This is a genomic window from Shewanella sp. 5S214, from assembly GCF_041439795.1.
Classification (GTDB): Bacteria; Pseudomonadota; Gammaproteobacteria; order Enterobacterales; family Shewanellaceae; genus Shewanella; species Shewanella vesiculosa.
Window position 1 is genome coordinate 124,941 of record NZ_JBGOOV010000009.1, and the last position, 22,662, is coordinate 147,602.

At 40.3% G+C, this 22,662-nt stretch carries 19 protein-coding genes and 1 tRNA gene; 10 read left to right on the forward strand and 10 right to left on the reverse strand.

Annotation, left to right across the window (positions count from 1 at the left end; translation table 11 throughout):
- Positions 1-66 precede the first annotated feature (66 nt).
- Positions 67-1,572 carry a DNA recombination protein RmuC gene (gene rmuC / locus ACED29_RS08320; RefSeq protein WP_182696995.1) on the reverse strand — a complete coding sequence of 502 codons (1,506 nt, stop codon included), beginning with the start codon at positions 1,570-1,572 and terminating at the stop codon, positions 67-69.
- Between the two features lie 297 nt (positions 1,573-1,869).
- On the opposite strand from rmuC, the gene msrP reads away from it, so the two are divergent.
- A complete protein-coding gene (gene msrP / locus ACED29_RS08325; RefSeq protein ID WP_124016465.1) occupies positions 1,870-2,907 on the forward strand; it encodes a protein-methionine-sulfoxide reductase catalytic subunit MsrP in 1,038 nt (345 codons plus the stop codon).
- Positions 2,907-3,512 (forward strand): protein-methionine-sulfoxide reductase heme-binding subunit MsrQ, encoded by a 606-nt coding sequence (msrQ, locus tag ACED29_RS08330; RefSeq protein ID WP_371697450.1) that lies wholly within the window; start codon positions 2,907-2,909, stop codon positions 3,510-3,512. The genes msrP and msrQ overlap by 1 nt, the downstream gene beginning before the upstream one ends.
- A gap of 15 nt (positions 3,513-3,527) precedes the next feature.
- On the opposite strand, the gene ACED29_RS08335 is transcribed toward msrQ, so the two are convergent.
- Together ACED29_RS08335 and ACED29_RS08340 are read right to left on the reverse strand one after the other, a co-directional pair.
- Positions 3,528-3,857 carry a hypothetical protein gene (locus tag ACED29_RS08335; protein ID WP_371697451.1) on the reverse strand — a complete coding sequence of 110 codons (330 nt, stop codon included), beginning with the start codon at positions 3,855-3,857 and terminating at the stop codon, positions 3,528-3,530.
- Between the two features lie 242 nt (positions 3,858-4,099).
- Positions 4,100-4,567, reverse strand: a complete 468-nt coding sequence (locus tag ACED29_RS08340; RefSeq protein ID WP_371697452.1) for a GNAT family N-acetyltransferase — start codon at positions 4,565-4,567, stop codon at positions 4,100-4,102.
- Positions 4,568-4,744: 177 nt separating this feature from the next.
- On the opposite strand from ACED29_RS08340, the gene ACED29_RS08345 reads away from it, so the two are divergent.
- On the forward strand, positions 4,745-5,173 hold the full coding sequence (locus tag ACED29_RS08345) for a lysozyme inhibitor LprI family protein (protein WP_182696993.1): 429 nt from the start codon (positions 4,745-4,747) through the stop codon (positions 5,171-5,173).
- A gap of 45 nt (positions 5,174-5,218) precedes the next feature.
- Here the strand turns inward: ACED29_RS08345 and ACED29_RS08350 are convergent, their stop codons facing one another.
- The 3 genes from ACED29_RS08350 to ACED29_RS08360 all read right to left on the reverse strand — a co-directional run bounded on the left by ACED29_RS08350 (position 5,219) and on the right by ACED29_RS08360 (position 7,524).
- Positions 5,219-5,395: a DUF6435 family protein gene (locus ACED29_RS08350; RefSeq protein WP_182696992.1), complete on the reverse strand. Its 177-nt coding sequence runs from the start codon at positions 5,393-5,395 to the stop codon at positions 5,219-5,221.
- Between the two features lie 284 nt (positions 5,396-5,679).
- A complete protein-coding gene (locus ACED29_RS08355) occupies positions 5,680-6,366 on the reverse strand; it encodes a glutathione S-transferase family protein (protein WP_182696991.1) in 687 nt (228 codons plus the stop codon).
- 165 nt (positions 6,367-6,531) lie between these two features.
- Positions 6,532-7,524: a catalase family peroxidase gene (locus ACED29_RS08360; RefSeq protein ID WP_371697453.1), complete on the reverse strand. Its 993-nt coding sequence runs from the start codon at positions 7,522-7,524 to the stop codon at positions 6,532-6,534.
- Positions 7,525-7,922: 398 nt separating this feature from the next.
- Between ACED29_RS08360 and ACED29_RS08365 the strand changes: the two genes are divergently transcribed.
- Positions 7,923-8,045, forward strand: coding sequence for a hypothetical protein (locus ACED29_RS08365; RefSeq protein WP_259395220.1), 123 nt, complete (start codon positions 7,923-7,925; stop codon positions 8,043-8,045).
- A 58-nt stretch (positions 8,046-8,103) separates the two neighbouring features.
- On the opposite strand, the gene ACED29_RS08370 is transcribed toward ACED29_RS08365, so the two are convergent.
- Entirely contained in the window at positions 8,104-9,309 is a 1,206-nt protein-coding gene (locus ACED29_RS08370; RefSeq protein WP_124016471.1) for an MFS transporter, read from the reverse strand.
- Positions 9,310-9,890: 581 nt separating this feature from the next.
- On the opposite strand from ACED29_RS08370, the gene ACED29_RS08375 reads away from it, so the two are divergent.
- From ACED29_RS08375 to ACED29_RS08390, 4 genes are all read left to right on the forward strand, one after another.
- Complete coding sequence (locus tag ACED29_RS08375; RefSeq protein ID WP_182722160.1) at positions 9,891-11,594, forward strand: AMP-binding protein; 1,704 nt, start codon at positions 9,891-9,893, stop codon at positions 11,592-11,594.
- 716 nt (positions 11,595-12,310) lie between these two features.
- On the forward strand, positions 12,311-14,392 hold the full coding sequence (locus ACED29_RS08380) for a hypothetical protein (RefSeq protein ID WP_182696988.1): 2,082 nt from the start codon (positions 12,311-12,313) through the stop codon (positions 14,390-14,392).
- A gap of 113 nt (positions 14,393-14,505) precedes the next feature.
- Positions 14,506-15,876 carry an ankyrin repeat domain-containing protein gene (locus tag ACED29_RS08385; protein WP_182696987.1) on the forward strand — a complete coding sequence of 457 codons (1,371 nt, stop codon included), beginning with the start codon at positions 14,506-14,508 and terminating at the stop codon, positions 15,874-15,876.
- An 887-nt stretch (positions 15,877-16,763) separates the two neighbouring features.
- Positions 16,764-17,189 (forward strand): HPP family protein, encoded by a 426-nt coding sequence (locus ACED29_RS08390; RefSeq protein WP_124016473.1) that lies wholly within the window; start codon positions 16,764-16,766, stop codon positions 17,187-17,189.
- Positions 17,190-17,451: 262 nt separating this feature from the next.
- On the opposite strand, the gene ACED29_RS08395 is transcribed toward ACED29_RS08390, so the two are convergent.
- The 3 genes from ACED29_RS08395 to ACED29_RS08405 all read right to left on the reverse strand — a co-directional run bounded on the left by ACED29_RS08395 (position 17,452) and on the right by ACED29_RS08405 (position 19,977).
- Positions 17,452-17,528, reverse strand: a tRNA-Pro gene (locus ACED29_RS08395).
- Positions 17,529-17,888: 360 nt separating this feature from the next.
- Positions 17,889-19,679: a DUF3413 domain-containing protein gene (locus ACED29_RS08400; protein WP_124016474.1), complete on the reverse strand. Its 1,791-nt coding sequence runs from the start codon at positions 19,677-19,679 to the stop codon at positions 17,889-17,891.
- An 85-nt stretch (positions 19,680-19,764) separates the two neighbouring features.
- Entirely contained in the window at positions 19,765-19,977 is a 213-nt protein-coding gene (locus tag ACED29_RS08405; protein WP_124016475.1) for a YejL family protein, read from the reverse strand.
- Between the two features lie 183 nt (positions 19,978-20,160).
- Here ACED29_RS08405 and yejK point away from each other — a divergent pair, with 183 nt between their 5' ends.
- Both yejK and corA read left to right on the forward strand, forming a co-directional pair.
- Complete coding sequence (gene yejK, locus ACED29_RS08410) at positions 20,161-21,189, forward strand: nucleoid-associated protein YejK (protein ID WP_124016476.1); 1,029 nt, start codon at positions 20,161-20,163, stop codon at positions 21,187-21,189.
- 450 nt (positions 21,190-21,639) lie between these two features.
- Entirely contained in the window at positions 21,640-22,587 is a 948-nt protein-coding gene (gene corA / locus ACED29_RS08415) for a magnesium/cobalt transporter CorA (RefSeq protein WP_124016477.1), read from the forward strand.
- Positions 22,588-22,662 lie beyond the last annotated feature (75 nt).

The window sequence follows — 22,662 nt, forward strand, 5'->3', positions numbered from 1 at the left end:
ACAGTCGTTGTACGTTGTTAAATCACTATTAGTCTTATTGATTAAATAAAGATTAATTATTACTTATTATTGCAATTCACTATCACTAGTGTGTTTTTCGACTGATTCATCTAGTGCCCGGTTGAGCAATTGTTTATCTAACTGCTTGCTGGTATCGACACCTAATTGCTGCATGTAATGTGCTTGTCTAATGACATTGCCTTTACCTGAGGATAATTTTGCCATGGCACTTTGATAGCTTTTGTCTGCCGTGTCTAAGGCACGGCCAAGCTTTTCCATGTCTTCAAGGTAACCGCATAATTTATCGTAAATACGACTGGCTTGCTTAGCGATATTTTGCGCATTTTGGTTTTGGTACTCATAACGCCATATATTGTTGATGGTGCGCAAAGCTACTAATAAGTTGGTTGGACTCACCAGCATAATATTTTGCTCTAAGGCAAAGTTAACTAGGCTTGGATCATATTCAATGGCCAGTAAAAATGCTGGCTCAATCGGAATGAACATTAGCACATAGTCCAAACTCTTCAGCCCATGCAGCTTATGATAATCTTTTTGGCCAAGACCCTTAATATGTTGTCTAATTGATAACGCATGTTCTTTTATTGCCTGGTCGCGAATGTCTTTATCTTCGCTATTAAAGTAACGCTCATAGCTGACCAGCGACATTTTTGCATCAATTACCACGTCTTTTTGCTCAGGCAAATGCACGATAACATCGGGTTTAAAACGCTTGCCATTATCGTCTTTTAAATCTTGCTGTGTTTGATACTCATGGCCTTCGCGTAAACCACTTTCTTGTAATACGCGTTCTAAAATCACTTCGCCCCAATTACCTTGCTGCTTGTTGTCACCTTTAAGCGCTTTGGTAAGGTTAATGGCATCTTGGCTCATTTTTAAGTTGAGATCGCGTAGATTGTCTAATTGATGCTTTAACGCGCTACGCTCAGATTGCTCATGGGTGTACGACTCTTGAATTTGACGTCGAAAGCCTTCTAATTGTTGTTTCAGCGGCCCGATAACACCGTCTATTTGCGAGACATTTTGTTGTTTAAAGTTTTCACTGCGTTCTTCGAAAATTCGATTTGCCAGGTTTTCAAATTGCAGTTTAAGGCGTTCTTCAGCCGATTCGAGTAAGGCTATTTTATCTTGTAATGATTTTTGCTCAGTTTCAGCTTTGACCAGAATCGTTTGTTGCACTGCATTAGACTTCGCTAAATTGAGCTGTGATTCCATTAAACGATGTTGAATATCAACCATTTGTTGTTCAACAAGACTAACCCGATCTGCTTTGGTTTCTGCGCTAGACAGTTGGCCAATCAGATCTTCAATTTTACTTTGCAGATGATTACTGTGATCAATTTTGTCATCGAGATTATCTTGTAATCTGGACATTTCAATTTGGACTTCATTGAGTTGTTGAAGCGTTTGCTGTTCATGTTGAAGCTTAAGTTGCTCCCATCGTTTACGAGTTAATCGTTGATTGATTAGGGCGCCAATGAGAAAGGCAACAAACGCGACAGCAATCAAAGCTGCAATTTGAGGAGGAGTTAACGACACTGCAAAAGGCATAACAAAAACCGATAGAAAATAATGGTTAAGGGTCGCACGGCTAATAATCCGCTGCAAGAGGTAAACTGAGGATTTAATCAAATATTATTGTTAATGATTAAATTTAAACCTAACCCTTATATAGGTTCGTATGGGATTTACAGTGACACCATTTCGGCAATCGATAAAGGTTGACGGCCTTTTGGTTTTTTTTAGTCATGTTCTGAAATAAAAAAAGGTTTTTACCTGTCTATTGAGATAAGTATGGCAGATTATGGTAATACTTTGCTGTCGAAAAATATTTTATTGAGGTGATTTATGACCGGTAAAAAACGCTTTACTCAAGGCATACAACAACGTGCGGCTTGGCATATTCCTGATAACCAAGTGACACCCGAATCGGTATTTAATGATCGCCGTAACATTATCAAAGCACTTGGGTTAGGAGCGTTGGGAGCCAGTTTGCCTGGTCAAGTTCAAGCCGGTATTTTTGATTTATTTGGCGAGCAAAAAGCGCAACATCCTTTTGTGACTCAAGGTCTGCAATATACAACTCCCGCTAAGTTTGTGTTACCCAATCCGAAAACCCCAGAAGATAAAGTGACTCGTCATAATAACTTCTATGAATTTGGTACCAGTAAATCCGATCCTTATGACAATGGGCAAAACTTTAAGGTTGATCCTTGGACTCTGACCATTGATGGCTTGGTCGATAAGCCGATTACCTTAGACCTTAATGAGTTGACGACCCGTTTCGCTCTTGAAGAGCGCACTTATCGTTTACGCTGTGTTGAGGCTTGGTCGATGGTGATACCTTGGGTGGGCTTTTCGTTAGCCAGTTTACTTAAACAAGCTGGGGTGCAAAGTAACGCGACTCACGTTGCTTTTGAGACCTTGTTTGATCCAGAGCAAATGCCCGGACAAAAGAGTCGCTTAATGGGTGGTGGGATCCATTATCCTTATGTTGAAGGCTTAACGGTTGCAGAGGCAATGAATGACTTATCGTTTTTAGCCGTCGGTTTATATGGTAAAACCTTGCCGCCACAAAATGGTGCGCCTATCCGCTTAGTCGTGCCTTGGAAATACGGTTTTAAGAGCATTAAATCAGTAGTGAGAATCCGCGTGATGGATAAGCAGCCACCAACGAGTTGGAATCAATTAGCTTCGAGTGAGTATGGTTTCTATGCCAATGTCAATCCAGAGGTTGATCATCCACGTTGGTCACAAGCATCTGAGCGCAGTATTGGTGAGGGTGGACTTTTCTCAGCGAAACGTATTCCGACGCAAATGTTTAATGGTTATGGCGATTCAGTCGCCGACCTGTATAAAAATATCGACCTGAGGAAGTTTTACTAATGCGCATAAGTGCTCAAGGGCTGTTTTGGCTAAAAGTCTTGTTGCATATTAGCTTTTTATTGCCAGCCTTTTATCTCGTGGCGCTAGTGTTAACTGACAATGCGGGCGGCGATCCTGTGCAGTATATTATTCATTATACGGGCATGGGAGCGCTTAATAGCTTGTTAGCTACTTTGCTTATTTCACCTATTGCGAAACGTTTTAAGATAGCCGCGCTAATCCAAACTCGCCGCTTGGTGGGCTTGTATGTGTGTGCCTATGCACTGTTACATATTAGTGCTTTTATCAGTTTAGACTTACTGTTTGCGTGGGGATTATTGTTTGAAGAGGTGATTAAGCGGCCTTATATTTTAGTTGGCGCAGCGGCATTACTAATCATTTTATTACTGGCGCTAACGTCACCTAATAGCATCAAACGCCGCATGGGAAAGCGCTGGCAGTCATTACATAATTGGATTTATCTGGCTGCGATTTTGGCACCTATCCATTTTTATTGGTCGGTAAAGTCTGAAATTATTGAGCCGAGTATTTATATTGTGCTGTTTGCGGCGTTATTGCTTTACCGAAAAGACAGTATTTATAAATGGATTAAACCGAAAAAATAAGCTTTTTTTTATCAACTAACGTCTCAATTTTTGATTGAGGCCGTTAGTTGAAAAGGCGGCAAACACAGTAAATATCATCACAGACAGCATGATAATAGCCAACCTTAACCAAGGTTGTTGCAGTGCAATGCGCATATCAATAAAATTAAATGCGCTGACCGACCAGACAAATACTACGCTTACCAGTAAACCTATCTTGAGTAATGTGTGGGTAAATGAATGCCGAATAAGCATGAGTAATGGTAAGCTCATGGCAATAATGGCTAAGACGTGCTGGTCAAAACGTAAAAAATGCGCGCCTAATAACAGGTAAGCTAAACTAATTATGGTTACTCGCCACCACATACCATTCTTCCTCATTAATACGCCACAACGAATGCCAATAGTGCCACTACGAAAGTGTTACAAGTGTGTATGTCGTTGGCGATGAATAATGCAGCATAGCGTTAAATGATGGCTGATTGTTGGCTGCGGTTCACAAATTACTTATTTGTCAGCTTAATGATTCTCGATAATCAGTGATTAACTGAGGGTTATTTCAAGGGTATTATTTATCGGCGCGATGATTAGCTAGGCGCAGGCTTAAATTACAATTTGAGCGCCAGTATTAACCTTGCTTCACCAGGGGAAAAATAATCATTTTCGTTAGTCAGAATAATAAATTCCATTGATTGATATAAAGACAAAGCGACAAGATTGTTAGGCGCAACTGTGAGTAATAAACGTTTAATTGCCCCATTGGATTCACCGCGGGCAGTAGCGATAGCGTGATTGATTAGTCCACGAGCAATTCCTTTACCACGAGCTTGTGTTGCAACGGCCAATGATAAAATCCAAGCATCACCAGTTTGAGCGTTCGACTCAACCCATAATAAATAGCCTAATAATGAGCTATCCTGTTTGGCAACTAATAGTCCTTTAGGACAGCAATCAAAAGCTTGTCTAAAGAAAAAGGCAGGGTAACAAGGTTCACCAAATATCGTCTTTTCAAGTTGATGGATATCAGCTAAATCAGTTTTTTGGGCGAAATGGATCGGCAGTTGATCAAGAGGCAAAATATAATATCCTTATTATCTAACTTAGATTAGCGATGACTGATAAAGTGATTTTAGTGATTATCCCTTATGGATACAAAGCACTTATTAGCAAAATTAATACAATAGCATTATTCTCACTATCAATAAGCTACAAATGATTGTTGAATTAAGGTAAACACCACAGGAGTGTTGGCAATGAAGGCATATATGGCTGTAGGGTTACTCAGCTTCACATTAATCATAAGTGGTGCCAGCAGGGCACAAGAAACTGAACATGATATCGATTGCGATGCAGCAATGAGTACGGTTGATATTAATCAATGCGCTAGACAGGAATTTGAAGTGGCGCAAGTTAGGTTAGATGAATATATTGCTAAGGCTAGTGACACTTTTCATGATGATCCTGAAGTGCTTGAAGCACTCCAGCTATCGCAAAGAGACTGGCTGACTTATCGAGAGTCTTATTGCCATGCGATATACCAATTATGGCGAGATGGCACAATAAGAGGGGTTATGTATCAAGGATGTATGCTGCAACTTACGGTGCAGCGTACTCATAATATTTGGCAAAACTATTTAACCTACATGGATTCAAGTGAACCTATATTACCCGAGCCACAATGATGACTTTCATTAATCTCTTACTCATTGTATTGACTCAGTATAGGATTATTTACTCGCTGCTTCCAAGCTGACTATTTTAGCCCAAATTTGTTCCGATTCAGCCGTAAGTAAAGAGTAGGTTTTAATATCGCCTTTTCGCTGCGCTTGCATGGCTTGCTCTAGTATTGCATCGTAGCTTTTGCGCAATTTTTTAACTGGATCTGGCTTTAAAAATGAAAACATTATAGTGCTCTTTGTGATGACGATTGTTATTAAATACGAAGCGACTGAGGTTTCAGCTCAATGTGAATAAGGTTTTTGTCTATTTTAGCATTTATTCAAATATGCTTGGTTGTTTGGCCTATTGATAAAATCAAAAGACTGGGTAAACCGCTTGCCATTATTTAGTCGACAAAGAAGGTTTACAGACTATTTTTCGTAAGATAACCAATTAATATCATTAAAAATCATCGGTGCAAGGGAGATTTTTTGCATGACTCATTGCGTTGTCATCACACCTTTATTGATTAGATTTCAAATGACGCTTGCTTTGATGTGGCTTTTTTTAATGAAGATAATATTTTTTGCTCACCTTGTAATAAATCCGCCATTGATGCTCGGGCCTTGATCCGCGTATAAAGCGCTGAAAGATTCGGCCAACGCTGTGCATCTAGTTGCTCTCCTGCGTGCTCCATATTGACCATTTGAGAAGCAAACGCTAAATCGGCGAGGCTTAAGGTGTCTGCCACAAAGAATTTAGCATTACCTAAGGTGTGTTCTAAGTAATCAAAGTGGATGGGGAGTTTATCGTTTAAAGCTGACATTACCGAAGGTTCATCGCAAAGATGGCCCATACTGGGATTAATTATACGCTGTTGAAATAGGGTAAAGGTGACCAGTGGGGCCAACTCATAATCAGCATATTTTTCTAACCAACGTACCTTGGCATGTTGCTCTGCGGTTTGTCCTAGTAAAGGAGTAAGCTCGCAATATTTATCTTCAAGGTATTGGCAGATCACGCTGGAATCAGCCAAGGTTAAGTCACCATCCTTCATAGCTGGAATACGCCCCAGAGGATTGAGTTTTTTAAACCAAGCCGGTTGGTCAAAAGGCAATACAATGACCAACTGATAATCGAGCTGTTTTTCGGCCAGACATAAACGCAGTTTACGTACATAAGGAGAAAGTGGCACGCCATAGACAATTAGGCTCATTATAGATCCTTGTTAGTTAACCAATTCATAAGCTAGGTAGGTTAATTACTAGTGAGCAGCCATCACGATTTCATTTAGCGTAATGCAAATATCGCTGGCTGATTGAACCTCACAGCATGATCCTGCTAAAGATGTAATGGATCATGCTGTGTCGGTCAGGGGCTATTACTGACGTCTAATAAACGATTCAATATAAGCCGGAGTCCGTGCATTTAAAATAGGATCCGCTGACGGTGTAATCCCTTTTGGTAACAACACAGGGTTAAAAATACCATTGCCACATGTTTGGATCGTTGATTCGTTATCTCTTTCGCCGTTAATGATAACTTGGCCAACTAATAAACGCTGTCTGTCTTCAGGCCAAAGTACCGTTGGGTTATTAATTTCATCACCTTTTTCTGCAAGCTTAATGAATAAATTCCAGACTGCGGGTTGATGTTTAATTCGTGTTAATAATTCTTCTTTTAAAAAGTCATCTGGAAGCTCTGCAAGTTGAGCTTGAGATAAATTAACGACGCCGTCTTCAGGTTCAAAAATCCAACGACCAGGAACTATGTCGTTATTTTTGGTTGTGAATAGGAAGCTATTAACACCGAAATACGGGCTATTGGCAAAACTTGCACTGGGTGGCAATTGTTTGACGAAGTCAAAAAATGCCTTAGCATCGGGTTTGTTATCGATTAACCATTGTTTGCCTTCAGGCCCTTGTTTTACTTTAACTTGAAAAGTAAAAAAATCATCTAGGTTACCGGCAAAAAATACCGGTGAGTTTGTGGTGACAAAATTGAGGTTTTCTTTGTCACCATCAATTTTAAGTGACATAAAGCGTCCGGCAGTTTTATCTGAAGCGTGTGGATTTGTGCCACCCATTGAAAAACGCGCGGTGACATTAATCTTTGATTGGTCAAAGAAAGGAATCGCTAATTCATCATTTAATTTAGGGTTAGGTGCAAAATATCCAGAGGTACAGAATCCTTTAGCATGATTGCGCAGTTTGACTTTTTTACCTGCTTCTCGACTCGCCATATCAGGTGTGCCATTAACAGCATCAACGATTTCTTGCATGGTTTTTTCTGATGCATAAAGTGACGTTGATAGAATAGAAAGACTAGAGAGTAAACAGATTTTTGACAGTAATTGATATCGACGAGTCGTCATTTTTATTATTCCTAGTGGGGTAATGTAATCAGTATAGACAGGCAGAACCCGTGAAATATTTCACCGCTAAGGTATTTATTTTATATTTACGCTTAAATAGATTAAAAATCTCAATGTAACGTATATCAATGACAGCCATTATTTGAACCGTTGATCATTTTTTAGGTCAACGAGATAATTGTGTTATTAATAAAAGATGGCTTAAAAATAACCCCTAGATGATTTTACCAATGGTGTTTTAAAGTTGTACCCTTAATTAGATAGTGTATTTTTCTCTAGTTATTTTTAGGGGCATTGAGAAAGTTTTGAAGGCTGCTTATAGCTAAACCATAACATTATCTGTTGCGGTATTTTTATAATGCATCTCATGCTTATCAAGCAGAGGCCATGAAGTATTAATGGGACAAACTTCTGGCCATTTGGAAATTAACCTAACCCGTCAAGGTGAAGGCGTATTATTTGATTGGGTAGTCGGTTCGGCAGCTCGTCAGTCACTTCCTGCTAAAATTCGCAGAAGTTAATATTGGCACCTAGTTTGAAGCTAACAACGCTTTCCATAAAATGGAAAGCGTTGTTAATTTATGCTGAACACTGTTCCAGTTGAGTATTTTTCTTGTTCATTTGCAGATAACTTAACAGCCACATGATTAAGCCGCCGGCAAATAGCACTGCCGCCACATAACCGGTCTCGTTAGGCATGGCACCTTGTGCGATAAACATACCACCCACCCAAGGGCCGATAGCATTGGCGGTGTTAAATGAACATTGCACTAATGCACCTATCATGGCGTGACCATTTGGCGATACGTCCATCAGTAAGGTTTGAATTAATGTGGCTAAACCCACACTGCAACCAATAAAGAAAATCACCGCATACAATAGCCAAATATTATGGCTGGCGCTGACATAGGCCACAGAAAATATAATCGTACACACTAATGCGATACCTGTGGTTTTTAAGGCGGCGCGATCGGCCGCTTTGCCTAATACATAGTTACCTAAGGTACAACCAATACCAAACATCACCATGGCAATTGAAATCGTGTAGGCCGGGGTTTGTGTCACCACTAAGATGGTGTCGGCGATATAAGTGTAAATACAAAACACACCGCCAAAGCCAATAATCACAATGCCTAAAATTGACCACACCAATTTATTTTTCAACACACTAAATTCATTAATTAAATTAGATGGTTGGCTATTTTCTATTTTTGGAATTACCACATAGACGCACACAAGTGCGATTAAAGCGAGAGCCGATGCACCTGCTAAACAATAGCGCCAGCTTAAGTTTTGGCCGACTAAAGTGACAATTGGAACCCCAACAATGGTCGCTATGGTTAAGCCCATAAACACTTTAGACATATAGCTGGCACGTTTATGTTGTGGGGCAATATCGGCAGCCAATAAAATTGCGGCACCAAAATAAGCGCCGTGAGGTAGACCGCTTAAAAAGCGAAATACAATAAGCTGTTCAAGTGAAGTGGCCATGGCACTTAAGCCATTTGAGATAAACATTAATGTCAGAAATATCGCCAATGCATGACGTTTTTTCATATTGGCAGTTGTCAGCATCAAAATCGGTGCACCGACAACAACCCCTATCGCATAAGCACTAATAGCATAACCGCTTTGAGATGGCGTAGAGGCAAATGTCTCGCTAATTAATGGCAGCATTGGCATCATCGAAAATTCAGATAATCCCAAAATAAAGGTGCCTAGCGCTAACACGAGTAAAATGGCGGTAGTGTTTAGTTGGCTTGGTGATGTTGCCGCCGGTGTCATATGTAATCCTGTTATTGATAAGAGACGAATAGTGGTGAGTTTTATTTTTAAGCTTATGATAGTCATGTTATGTAAAGACATTATTACGGTTTAGATCTGGCAACAAGCAACAAGCTTTAATGTGCCAAAGACATAATGGTTAAACATGACTGCATCGACAGTGAATTCGCTATTATTAGGGGAAACTTAGCGACTGCGACATCATAAAGCACCACAGTTTATTAGATTTTTAATAAAAGGCCGCAATAAATTAAATTTTTATTATAAACAGGCTATTATGATTATTTAATGTGTCCTTTTATTGTCCAAGTCGTAAATGCGATGTAATCATGCGGTTAATCTGAACGGTTAATCTTAGCTGTTAACTTGAACAGGTAACTTAAGCGGTCAATCTCAGCCAACATTGATTCTTGATTCTTGATTCTTGAAATATTGATTTTTGGGTGCCTAAATTCCTTTCGTCTACGTTAATCTTTAGTCTAATACACCCCTTTTTTACTTGTGAGTGACCCCATGCATTGGTTAGTTTGAATAAGACGAATAACATTATTCATTATAATAATAAATGCACGGAGGCTTTAATGGTCAAACAACACCAAGCGCAACTTCCTCTTACTCTGAGTGAATACCATGGTGCCACTTCAATAACGCTTATCAATAAAACCATTGGTCAATATTTTGATGATATTGCTAACACCTATCCAGATAATCTTGCCGTTGTCGTTTACCATCAACATATCCGCTGGAACTATCGCCAGTATCAAGAAAAAATAGACTCCCTTGCCACAGGTTTGTTGCAGCTAGGCATTCAAGCAGGAGATAGAGTAGGGATCTGGTCGCCTAACAACATTGAGTGGTGTTTAACGCAATTTGCGACCGCTAAAATTGGCGCCATTATGGTGTGTATCAATCCCGCTTATCGACCTGAAGAGCTGGAATACTCCTTGAGCAATGTTGGTTGCCGTGCCGTGATTTGTGCTGATAGGTTTAAGTCCAGCGATTATCTACAAATGTTGAATGAGTTATTGCCAGAATTGAGCAGTAATCAGGGCCGTTTATCCGCTCGCGCACTGCCAAAACTTGAATTTGTTATCCGCATGGGTACAGACAAAACCCCTGGTATGCTTAATTTTAATGATTTGCTGGTGGAGGTTAACGCTGATGATCAACATGTGTTGGCTAGCATTGCTGACTCTCTTAATACACATGATTCGATTAATATTCAATTTACCTCTGGTACTACTGGCAGCCCCAAAGGCGCGACATTATCGCATCATAATATTTTAAATAATGCTTATTTAGTGGCTGAGGCGATGAAACTTACTCCGGTCGATAAATTGTGTATTCCTGTGCCGCTATATCATTGTTTTGGCATGGTATTAGGCAGTTTATGTTCAATTATAAATGCCTCCGCAGCTGTATACCCGGGAGAGTCTTTTGATCCGCTAACTACGTTAACCGTGGCTGCACAAGAGCGTTGTACTGCACTACATGGTGTACCGACCATGTTTATTGCTGAATTAGAGCATCCGCAATTTAGCGAGTTTGACCTTAGTTCATTGCGCACTGGTGTAATGGCGGGCGCCACTTGCCCCGAAGAAGTGATGCGCCGCGTTCAAAATGTAATGTATATGAAACAAGTATTAATAGGTTACGGACAAACTGAGTGCAGCCCGTTAAATCATATTACTGAGATTGATTCTTCCATCGAAAAGCAAGTACTCACAGTTGGTCGTGCATTGCCGCACACTGAAGTGAAAATCATCAATGAATTTGGTGATGTGGTGGCTGTTGGCCAACCCGGTGAAGTGTGCAGCCGAGGTTACTGCATTATGCAAGGTTACTGGAATGATCCGGTTAAAACTGCCGCAACCATTGACAGTGTAGGCTGGCTGCATTCAGGAGATATCGGTCAAATGGATGAACTTGGCTACGTACAAATTGTCGGCCGAATTAAAGACATGATCATTCGCGGCGGCGAGAATATTTATCCTCGTGAAATTGAAGAAAAACTCTACAGCCACAAAGATGTGCAGGACGCAGCCGTTTTTGGCGTTCAAAGTGACAAATATGGCGAGGAGGTGTGCGCATGGATTAAAGTGCGCGCCAATGCCGATATTACTGAAGACGATATTCGTCATTTTCTCACTGAGAAATTTGCCTATTTCAAAGTGCCGCGCTATATCAAATTTGTCGATCAATACCCCATGACAGTGACAGGTAAAATCCAGAAGTTTAAGATGCGTGAGTTAATGTATCAGGAGCTACACGAAGCGATAAATTAGTCTTTGAGCATTGAGTTTATACAACACCCAGTATTGCGTCATTGATACTGGGTTTTTTAATGGGTTCAAGGCTGTTGTACCGAAGCAATACCACACTTAACTTCAAAGAGATAAACCGTTGAGTTAGTCGGTTTAAACCAAAGTATTTCAACGACTCCGCATATCTCCATAGGACCAGCTAAATGAGCGGGTTTTATTCTCTGGCTTGAACTGCATACATCAACTACAGCGTTTATTTTTATGCGAGTAAATGCAAGCTCTGTTGAGATAACCGTAATATTTAAAAAGCTAAAATGTGTAGTTGTCATTCGAAAGAATGAGAACGCCAACTCCTTGATCAGCATAGTCAAAAATATCACTTTTTATTGATCTGACCCCGTATTTTTAATTAATTGAAATTAAATATTTTTCAAGTCAAAAAGCGCATTTTGATGGATTAAGGGCTATTTTACCCTCTTGAATATTTCCACATTTTTTGTATGGTTAACGGTATGTTTAATAGGTTTCTTTTTGGTAATAAAAAGGTGGTTTAAATGTTATATGTCGGTGCCGGTTGTTTAAGGTTTTGACTGTTGGATCGACTGGCGAACAAGGTTTACAGAGTGCATAAACCTTGTCGAGTTTTAATACCGCCCCAACTTAGTTACATAAAAATAAAATATAGGAGGTTGTTATGGTTGATTAATTTAATCCCAAAATAATTACAGGAGGTTGTTATGTTATTTGTTAAATATTTTAATAAAAAACCGCTTGCCCTTGCTATTTCTATAGCATTGCTTGCCTCAATAGGGAGTGCTACGGCTTATGAATCGCCAGTGCACGTTTTTTCAGTTAAGGATGTTCTGGGGGGACTTAATGGTGTGACTTTCTCTGAAGATCCATCAATTATTTGTGATATTGGAGAAATCAGTTGTCCTAGTGATAATCTTCCATTTCTTGATAAGTCGGGGGTGATGTTATATCCCGTCGATAGTGAATTTGGATTTTACGTTGTAGATTTTCTTGGCGCCCAACCCAAAGCGCGCAATGGTGACTACCTAGAAGGATTCGTTGGTAATATTCTCGATGGAGGAGAGATTATCGGTATTCAAGTTGCTAATGCTGCCACCGAAAAATATAAGGTGAAACCTCCATTAGGTACTTGGTGTCAAGGGTTAGGTGGCACCTCGGTAAAATGTGAAACGGAACATTATACCGTTATGGAGCATGCCCTTAGTTGTTATGAAACCATCCCATACTTTTTTGCCAGTCCAGATGGTACCCAAGCGATTTTATCAACACCAGACGGCAGTCTCTCGTTTGACTGTGCAAATGCACCACTGGATGATAATGTCCAAGTTTTAGTCGGTGGGAAAGCATATGAACGCTTGATCAAGGCAACACCTTGTGTGGCAGATAATGATCCAATTGGCTGTCAGATGTTCCCTAATGATAAGACCAATATGTTAGATAATATTGCCTTAAGTACTGATTATTCAATACAGCTCAAAGATGATGGTAAGCCACTTTATGGTTGGGGAGGAATACATAAACGGCCTAATGATATTCGCATGTATGCTCAGCTGGCATTGCCGGCAGAATGGAAAGATCCAGCAGCAAACTTTGTGGTTACTCGAGCAGAGTTGGTGGTTAATCATTGGATCACTAATAATCCTAATGACCAACTTCGTCCTGAAGACTTGGAGAATGAGGCGGCAACAGGTCGTAAACCATCTTATAGAATTGAAGGTGAAGGTGACACTGCTATTTGGAAAAGTACTGTTCCTTGTTATGAAGGTGATAGTGACATAATTGATACCGATGAAGGGTCTTTAGAACCGTCTTTTATCGGAATCGGTACCGTACTAAAAAATTCCCCTAAAGCGCTAGACCCTGCAGCTTCTCCTGGTTCAGAACCCTCCGATCATCCTTATGCCTTCTCATCGGATCTTGTTGGTGGTTATTCTAACGCCTACTATACCACCCTTAATCGAGACCCATTTGAATGGTCTTATGATACAAATCCAGATCCAAATATTCAGGACTTCATCGGTAGTGCATTGCCCGATGCTTCGCTTGGGGAGCTGGTTTCTGGGCCACGCTGGAGACTTAAACCTAATAAGTTTGGTCAAGACCTTCCTGGAATGGAAATCCCCTTGATTGAATGTAGTGCGCCGCCTTTTGCCAAAGATAACGTGAAATATACTGTGGGTATACCGACAACAACAGTGATCAATTTACTCGATTGGGCTGAGGGCGAAACCTCTCCACTCGCAACGAGTAAAGGCTGGGTAGATGTAACTGCAAATGAGTATGTCACAATTGTTTCTGACTCAGGTGAACCGCCTGTCACCAGCAATGGTTTGCCGATGACGTCGGACTTTGATCTTGCGGTCTATATTAAAGGCGATAGTAAATCGACGGCTTTATATAACGCGCAGCTTATCATCGAATATGAGGGTGAAGTACCTGTGGTGAATACTGAGGTAGATGTCGCATTGACGGCCTTTGCTGCATCAGCACAAGCTAAGTTTGGTGACACTGTGGCTATGGTTGTCGAAGTGGCCAATCTGAAAGAGAGTAGTGTTAGTGGCGAGGTAAGTGTGAGTGGCGTAACCAATAGAGGATTAGTTATTCACCTGCCTAGCTTGGCTTTTAGTGACTTAGCTGGCGGGGCTGCTACATCTTTAAACTTCAGCTGGCCAGTCAATATCCTAAAAAACGAGAAAATTATCTGGACGGCGACAGTGTTTGCCGAAGGCGATCTTAATAATGATAACAATACTGGTACTGCAATAACCAAAATCCGTAGATTTTAATTAAGGATTGACTGGTGAATCAAAGGGGGAGAGCGCTGTTCTCTCCTTTTCACTCAAGCTAAATAGAAACTGTTATTAGCCGTTTTTATAGACCGAAAGGATAGGAATAGCAGATGCGCATTATACAAATTGTCTTCATTGCGATTATTATTTTATCTTCGGCAATTATCACTTTGTCAGCTGAAGATAATCGTGATCCAACCCAATTAGAGACACCTGTTACTTCAGCTACGCCTGCTGAAACAAGCACGAAACCGTCACAAGTAACAGTAAAGCCAACTAAAGTAGTTCAAATAACAGTCACCCCAACAGCTAAACAAAGTGCTAAAAAACCGGCAATGGGCCACGATTACCAGAAAAATATGCCTAAGCTTGGTAAAGGTGAAGCTAATTATCGTGGTGGAAAGGAAACAACATCAGAAGAACAAGCTAAGGATAGCCCATTAAAACAATCACCAATCATAGATGAACAGCATATAAATAGTGCTAATGTTGGTTATCCTGGATATCGAGAACAAGGAGGTTCTGCTTACTTTCAGCATCAACAATATGCTAATCCACCCCGCTCTTCAGCAAGCCAAGCTGACCCCAAACGATTAGACCAACGCAATGATTTGCAACATAATCCGTTATTGATTGATGCTCAGGATAATAATGCTAAACCCCTGAAACCCTCTCACGAGCAACGCAGAGCATTACTTCATGCAGCCGCTTTTGGCGATGTGCAAGCGGTGAATAAACTTCTTAAAGAGGGAGCAAGTCCTGATGCCAGAGCAAAAGACAGAATAGGGCGTACAGCCTTAATGCTCGCTGCGTTGAGTGGGCATACCGACGTCGTTAATACTCTGCTTAAGCAAGGGGCGAGCGTAAATATAAAAGATAAAACAGGGCATACAGCGCTGAACTGGGCGGCAAATCGTTCAGATATAAATATCGTGACGATATTGCTCAGCTACGGAGCCGACATTAATACTCAAGATAATGCTGGAACATCTCCTTTGTTGTATGCCATTGGAACACACAATATTGCAATGGTCCGTTTATTGTTATCTCATGGCGCCGCGACTGAAATAGAAAGCGATGAAAGTAAGATGACCCCCTTGCTACTTGCCATCGAGCACAATGATCTGGAATCGATTAATCTTTTGTTAGATAACCGAGTCAATGTTAATGGAAAAAACAATGATAATTTTCGGCCATTAATGGCTGCGGCAGAACAAGGTCAACTCAATACTGTGCAACAACTTATCTTTCATGGTGCAGAGGTTAATCAGTATGATAATAAGCATTTTTCTGCATTGATCTATGCCGCGAATAAGCAACATATTGCTGTAATGGAGTTTTTATTGGCCAAAGGGGCAGATATTAATGCTCTTGATGGTAAAGGGTTGTCCATTGTGATGCGTGCCAGACAGCAGGGTCATACTGAAGTGATAAAGTTACTATGTGGAAATGGAGCTAAGCTTAACGCCGACGACTGCTGATATAAAGGGTGCTATCAATCTTTTATTATTCTGAATTATCATCTGCAGTACATATGCCGAAAGTCACGCTGATAATCAACGTATTGGCCGTTATAGTGAATATTAACTAAGGTTAGAAACCATCTCTTTACGGCTTCTCAGTGCAATATTGTAAAGCAATTTAAGCAGGACATGACTCAGTATATTGGTCTTTGTAGGATTTAAATGAAGGTTGAAATACGACATTATTTCGTTGTGCAGTGAATATCAATACATGTACTAATGTTACTGCTTTTAATCGTCGCACCTTGTCATACAGATGCTGCAGAAAAATGTGTGTGAAAGTTCAATTCATGCCATTCAATTTTGTAAATTACAGAAAAAGGCCCACAAGCTTTATGTCGTGGCTTAGATGACGTAAAAGTCAGCATTGATATTGAGTTTATAGACAGTCAGTTCTTTTATGAAACGATCCGTGTGGCTGATTTTTATATTGCATTAAATAACTCACTTTCTTATAAACAGACATACGACGGATGAATACTTCTGATGATAATGCTTTGGTATTTACTCTTAGGCATCAAGAAGACTTATTTGTGAGTGTCACGACAGTATTTTAGGTGTAAAGGGAGGCGGGAGCTCTAGATCACCGCGAAATGCTTAAAGACATGGGATATCACTTAGCCTAAGGATATGGTATTGCTAGACATATACCATAAAAAATTAATCAATTGGATAAAGCATTGAGTCCTTTAAGAGGAGTTGCTTAAGGCTATTTAGTCTCTGGCTCAATGTCGATATGAAGGTTACTGTTATGCCTTTTTATTTTGCTACCAGCGGCACTCTGTATTCGATATAGTCTTCATTCGGAGTGAATTATGTTATGACAGCTGTAAAGGAGTAATACCATGAAAGTATGCGACATTATGACCCCAAATCCGGTGTGTATTAGTCATGAAGCTAGCCTTAAAGATGCTCACCAATTGATGCAAAGCCGTAATGTGCGTCATCTACCGGTTATTTCTGAGCAAAATGGACAACTCATCGGCATGTTGACTCACAAAAAGATGATCGCCAGCGTGTTGAGTATGCTTAATAAATATGGTCAAGGAGCGTTAGACAGAAAAGAGCGATATACTCCTATTGCCGATATTATGGACACGAAAGTACAAAAGTTAGGCTTAGATGAACCGCTAACCATAGTCGTACAATATTTTATTGATAATAAACTAGGTTGCTTGCCGGTTGTTGATGAGCAAAATAATGTTCTTGGTATCGTTACATCTTCAGACTTTGTCAAACTGTGTCAGCGCTTATTACTGGCACAAAAGTAATAACGTTCAAACTAAGCTGACAATTTGATCAATCTCCATAGCTACCATTTCGCTTTTTAACAATGTTGCCGGAACTATGGGGCAGTGATTTAGTGTTTGGTTTTTATGTGGCGAAGTCTACTGTGTCACAGGCTAAAGGCTATAAAAGAATTAACTGGATTGCTCAACACAAACTAGAAAAACAAAACCCCGTTTCAGTGTTGCTGAAACGGGGTTTTGTTTAGGTCAATTTCGATAATATATCGAAATAAAACACCTGATTTGGTCGGTATGAGAGGATTCGAACCTCCGACCCCTGACACCCCATGACAGTGCGCTACCGGGCTGCGCTACATACCGAGTTTTATAGTACTTTATCACACTAGCGGTCAATAGTTAGTATCAAGCTGGTTGGTAAAGTATCACTTAGTTCGCCTAATGGCTTTGGGGTAACTCAGCTGAGTTCACTAAGCGGATAAGCACTTTATCAACAGTAATTAACGAGTGCAAGCAGTTAGTTAAGCGCTATTTATCGATTGACTATAAACTGCCCAATTACGATAACGAATATTGGATAAGCGGCTAGAATATAGCCTTTTGCATAAGCGTTGATCATGGATATAGGTCGATATTGACTTAGATGCTGAAGGGAACATTTATTGTATTACCTTCAGAACTTTTTAAGTATAACTTACACCAATGAATGGTACTTTGGTTGGTTTATTGGTTGTATAGCCTTCTACCTTCGCGCATCACTTGGATGAGTTCTGGTGCACTCATTTTTTTATCTAAGCGTTTTTTGTAGTCCAAATCATAGATACGGTACTTGCCGAAGCGATCCAGCACGGTAATTTCAGATTTTTGATAGATAGCAAAACGGCGACTATCTCCTATATAGACCCAGGTTTCATTATTAGGCTCTAGCAAGCTTCGGCCCGAGCTGTAATCAGTACTTGGGTTTGTGCAGCCTAAGACATGGCTTAGCAAGGTTGGTGCTATACCATAATGGCTAGTGCGGTAATTGACTTTATTACCACTGCTGTTTGGCCAATGAATGATCAGTGGCACTTCAACGTTACCGGGTGATAAATCGCTGCGTGCATCACTGGCGTTACTGGTGAAGACTTGACCGTATGTGCCGGTAATAAGCACCACAGTGTCATCACTGACATTATTGAGTAACGTAGCGAGTTGCTGGTCAATAAAGTTAAGCGACTGACGATATTGGTTAAACAATACTTTCTGTGCTGGCTTTAATGGCATTTGCGGTTTTACAGTTTGCACGCCTAAAAAACCAACAGGAGTATCGTAGTCTTTCGGTGCAGTCAGATTGACTAAGCTGAACCAAGGTTGTGTTTGATTCTGTTGCCATTGATTGACTGCGCTAATGGTATTGATGTCGGCATCTGCACTGCCATTTTGACTTTCGCTGATGTGCATGGTCATGCCGTTAAACATTGCGCTATTGGCAGCGTATTGTTCATTTTCGGGGGCAAACATGGCTAATTGATAACCTTGCTGCTTAAGGATGTTGCTTAAGATTGGGCTAGTACTGTCAAACTCTTTGCGGTCACTATAATTACCTTGTAGACCATACATGAGAGTAAACATACTGGTTTCAAAGTCAGAACCACCAGCATAGTGATTCGTAAAACGCTGATTTTGGATTCGATATTGGCTTAAAAACGGCATAGTGACGTTATCGACCATGTCTGCTCGAAGGCTGTCTATGGTGATCAGCATAATATTAGGTTGGCTATCAGCACTGCATTGCATCGGATTGATTGGGTAGCTTAACTTTCGCGATTTAGTGTTGCGTGATTCTGTTGACTGCATGCTGCTGTCAATGCCGTGATTTTCCATAAACGATCGCGCTGTTGCTGGGTATGACACTGGATAAGCGTCATCAAAACGAGTGACTTCAGTCATGTTAGTGGCATCGGCCCAAATATGAAATAAATGGCTGCTGACGAAACAAATTCCGACAAACAATACCACTTTATTACCCCATTGTTTTTTCTGGATTTTGTCGATGCGTTTCCACAAATAATTGGCCGCGGTAAGTTCAACAATCACAATGACGATAGGGGTGACTATGTATGAGGTACTGTGCAATAGCGCGTTGAGGTCTTGCCAAGCTAAATCAAAGGCAAAAGGACTTAAATGAATACCATAGTCGTCATAAATAATGGTGTCATACAGTAGGGCATATAATCCAATTGAGGCAATAAATGCAGCAAAACCGCGTAAAATTTTAGAGTAAGGTAGGAGTAAGGTAATCGGGAAGATAAAAACTAAGTAACCGATAAAAGCCAAAAAAGTAAAATGGCCAATGGTACTGATAGTAAGATATGCCCAGCCAATAATGGATTCTGGATAGCCGACACTGCCGATATACCGAGCGCCAATCAACATCGCCAATATGCCATTAAAGAAGGCAAACCAGTGACCCCAATTAACTAAGCGTGACACTTTATCACGCGTCATTTGCTGCTTTTTGCGCTCGATCATGTTAACTCGTATTCCTACGTTATTATCACGGCTTTTTTTTCAGTGTAACTGATTGTTAGCATTAGTGATAAATTTTATTTAGTCGTTACTTAATCGACTGTGTTAAAGCTTTGGCAAATTGCTCTGCTACTTTTTGACGAGACTCATTTGGGACTTTTTTGTCAAGCAAATGGGTCACGCAGTTACCTAGTACCATCAGGCTTAAATCGGTAGGTGCTTGATGCTTTGCTAGCACAGCAAGCAGCTCACTGATAAGTGCCTCAACTTGAGTGTTTGTGTATTTAGATTGAATTGCCATAGTCAGAAAACTTCAATAAAGAATGAATTAGCTGCACATAATAACGGATTTAGCCGGCGCTCGCCTCAAGTTTTATTCGCTCTATGTGAGGAATATCGTAAACCCTTGTTCGATTTATACGGTTGGTCTGATATCATTCTTTTTAAAATTATCATCTGTGACTGACTAGGATTAACAAGGCTTATGGGCATTAGTATTGAGCAAGCAATTATTCACGAAATATCGCAAGACAGTCAGGGGCAAATGCGTTGTCGTTTACGCCCGCAACCGTTGTTGAATACTCACGCCGTTGAAACCATGTTAGAAGAGTTACATCAGACCTATTCGGGCAAAGCGGGAAAAGGTTTTGGCTTTTTTGGTACCCATGACGATGATGGCGAAGCCAATAGTGCATTTTCTGATGCTCTGACAGGCTATCGCAAAGGCGATTTAGGCTTTGTAGAATTTAGCGGCCAAGCAAGCCAACTATTGCAGCAAGAATTGTCTAAGTACGACTTTAGCCAAGGCGGATTTTTATTGATGTCTTGCTATACCAGTATGACAAGCGACTATTTATTTGTGGCGTTATTAAGCGCTAAGTCGTCGATGACTGTCTTAGATGACATGGAATTGTCGCAAAATAATCACTTAGATTTAAACAATATTCAACTGGCCGCCCGCATTGATTTAACTGAGTGGCAGGCCGATAAAAGCTCGCGTAAATATATTTCGTTTATTCGTGGTCGTGCGGGCCGTAAAGTTGCCGACTTCTTTTTAGATTTTATGGGCTGTGTTGAAGGGGTTAACATCAAAGCGCAAAACAAAACCTTGATCCATGCGGTTGAAGACTTTGTTGCGGGCAGTGAGTTAACCAAAGATGAACGTCAAGAGTGCCGTAACAAGGTCTTTGACTATTGTTCTGAGCGCGCGGGCTCTGGTGATGTGATTGAAGTTAAAGATTTAGCTGACGAGTTAGCTGATTCCGGCATGGATTCATTTTATGATTTCGCCTGTGGTGGCAGTTATGAGTTGGATGATGAGTTTCCGGCAGATAAAGCCAGTTTACGCAGTTTGAAGAAGTTTTCAGGTACTGGCGGTGGAGTAACATTGAGTTTTGATGGCGGCCATTTAGGTGAACGGGTTATTTATGATCCTATTTCTGACACCATTTTGATAAAAGGTGTGCCGGCCAATTTGAAAGATCAATTGGATCGTCGTTTAAAAGGTGAGTAACTTAAGCTGAACTAACTCAATCTGCGTAGTGTGTTGTTATAGCGTCCTATCTGGGCGCTTTTTTATATCTGCTGAAAACATTAATGAAGGTTTAGCGCGTGTTATGCTGTTGTGAGTTAGCAGCTGAAGTCACTATATGTGATGTTACACATTGGTTTTTTATGGGAATGTTATGTTGAATATCGTGTTCGTTGACGCGAATATTAATGATGAAAATAGTCATTCTTTACATCAGTATCCAGATAATTAAATAGCCTAAGTGGCGCTTAATTCAGCACAGTCTAGTCTAGACTTATCTCATGTCTTATTTCACGAATGATGTCTCTGGTACGATCTTTGGCGCAGTTGAATATTTTACTTTTCATTCATTTGTAGTTGAGTAAACTAGCGCCACTTTTTGAGTGTTTTTTGTTTGTTGTGCTTTATAGCCTAATGAACTTTGGGGGAGCGATGATTACTGCATACGCCTATCAAAATAGAGAGTTAATCACCACCGAATTGAAAGTGGGCGATAAAGTGCCCGAGTCGACCTTATGGTTAGATTTATTGAAACCCGATGATGAAGAACGTCAGTGGTTGAGCTTGTTTTCAGCTGAAGAAGTACCCGACGAAGAAGATATTAAAGAAATTGAGGCATCAGCACGTTTTTATCAAAACCAAGATGGTTTACATATTAACTCGTTGTTTCCTCAACGTGTGAGTTCAGATGTGCGTGCAGTGAACGTGTCATTCAACTTACGTGAAAATTTTTTGCTGACAATGCGTGAGGAAGACGTTGGTCTTATCCGTTTATTGCGTAACTACTTGCGTTTAGGTCGTTTAGATATTACCACCCCACAAGGGTTATTATTAGAGTTATTTACCCTAAAAGTAGATTATCTATCTGACTTAATTGAAGATGTTTACAGTGTATTAGAAAATGTCAGCGAGCAAGTGTTTAATGATGAAGAGCTTGATGACGTATTTAAACTGATCACCTTGCAAGAAGACTCTAACGGTAAAATTCGATTAAGTTTATTGGATACCCAGCGCTCCTTGCGTTATATGCAACGTTATTATCGTGATCGTTTGTCGGATGAAAACTTGAAGGATATTCGAGAGATGTTATCGGATATTGAATCATTGATGCCACACAGCCAATTTATTTTCGATAAGTTACAATTCTTGCTTGATGCAGCCATGGGATTCAGTGGCTTGCAACAAAACAAAATTATTAAGATATTTTCGGTATCGGCGGTGGTTTTTTTACCTCCCACGCTCATTGCCAGTAGTTATGGGATGAATTTTCATATTATGCCCGAACTCGATTGGCGATTTGGCTATCCCATGGCGGTCGGATTAATGCTTGCCAGCGCAGCGGGAACTTACTTTTTCTTTAAACGAAAAGGCTGGTTATAACCACAAATTATGCTATAAGAAAGCCATCAATTGTTGCCAATTGATGGCTTTTTTATTTCTCAACAAGGGTGTATC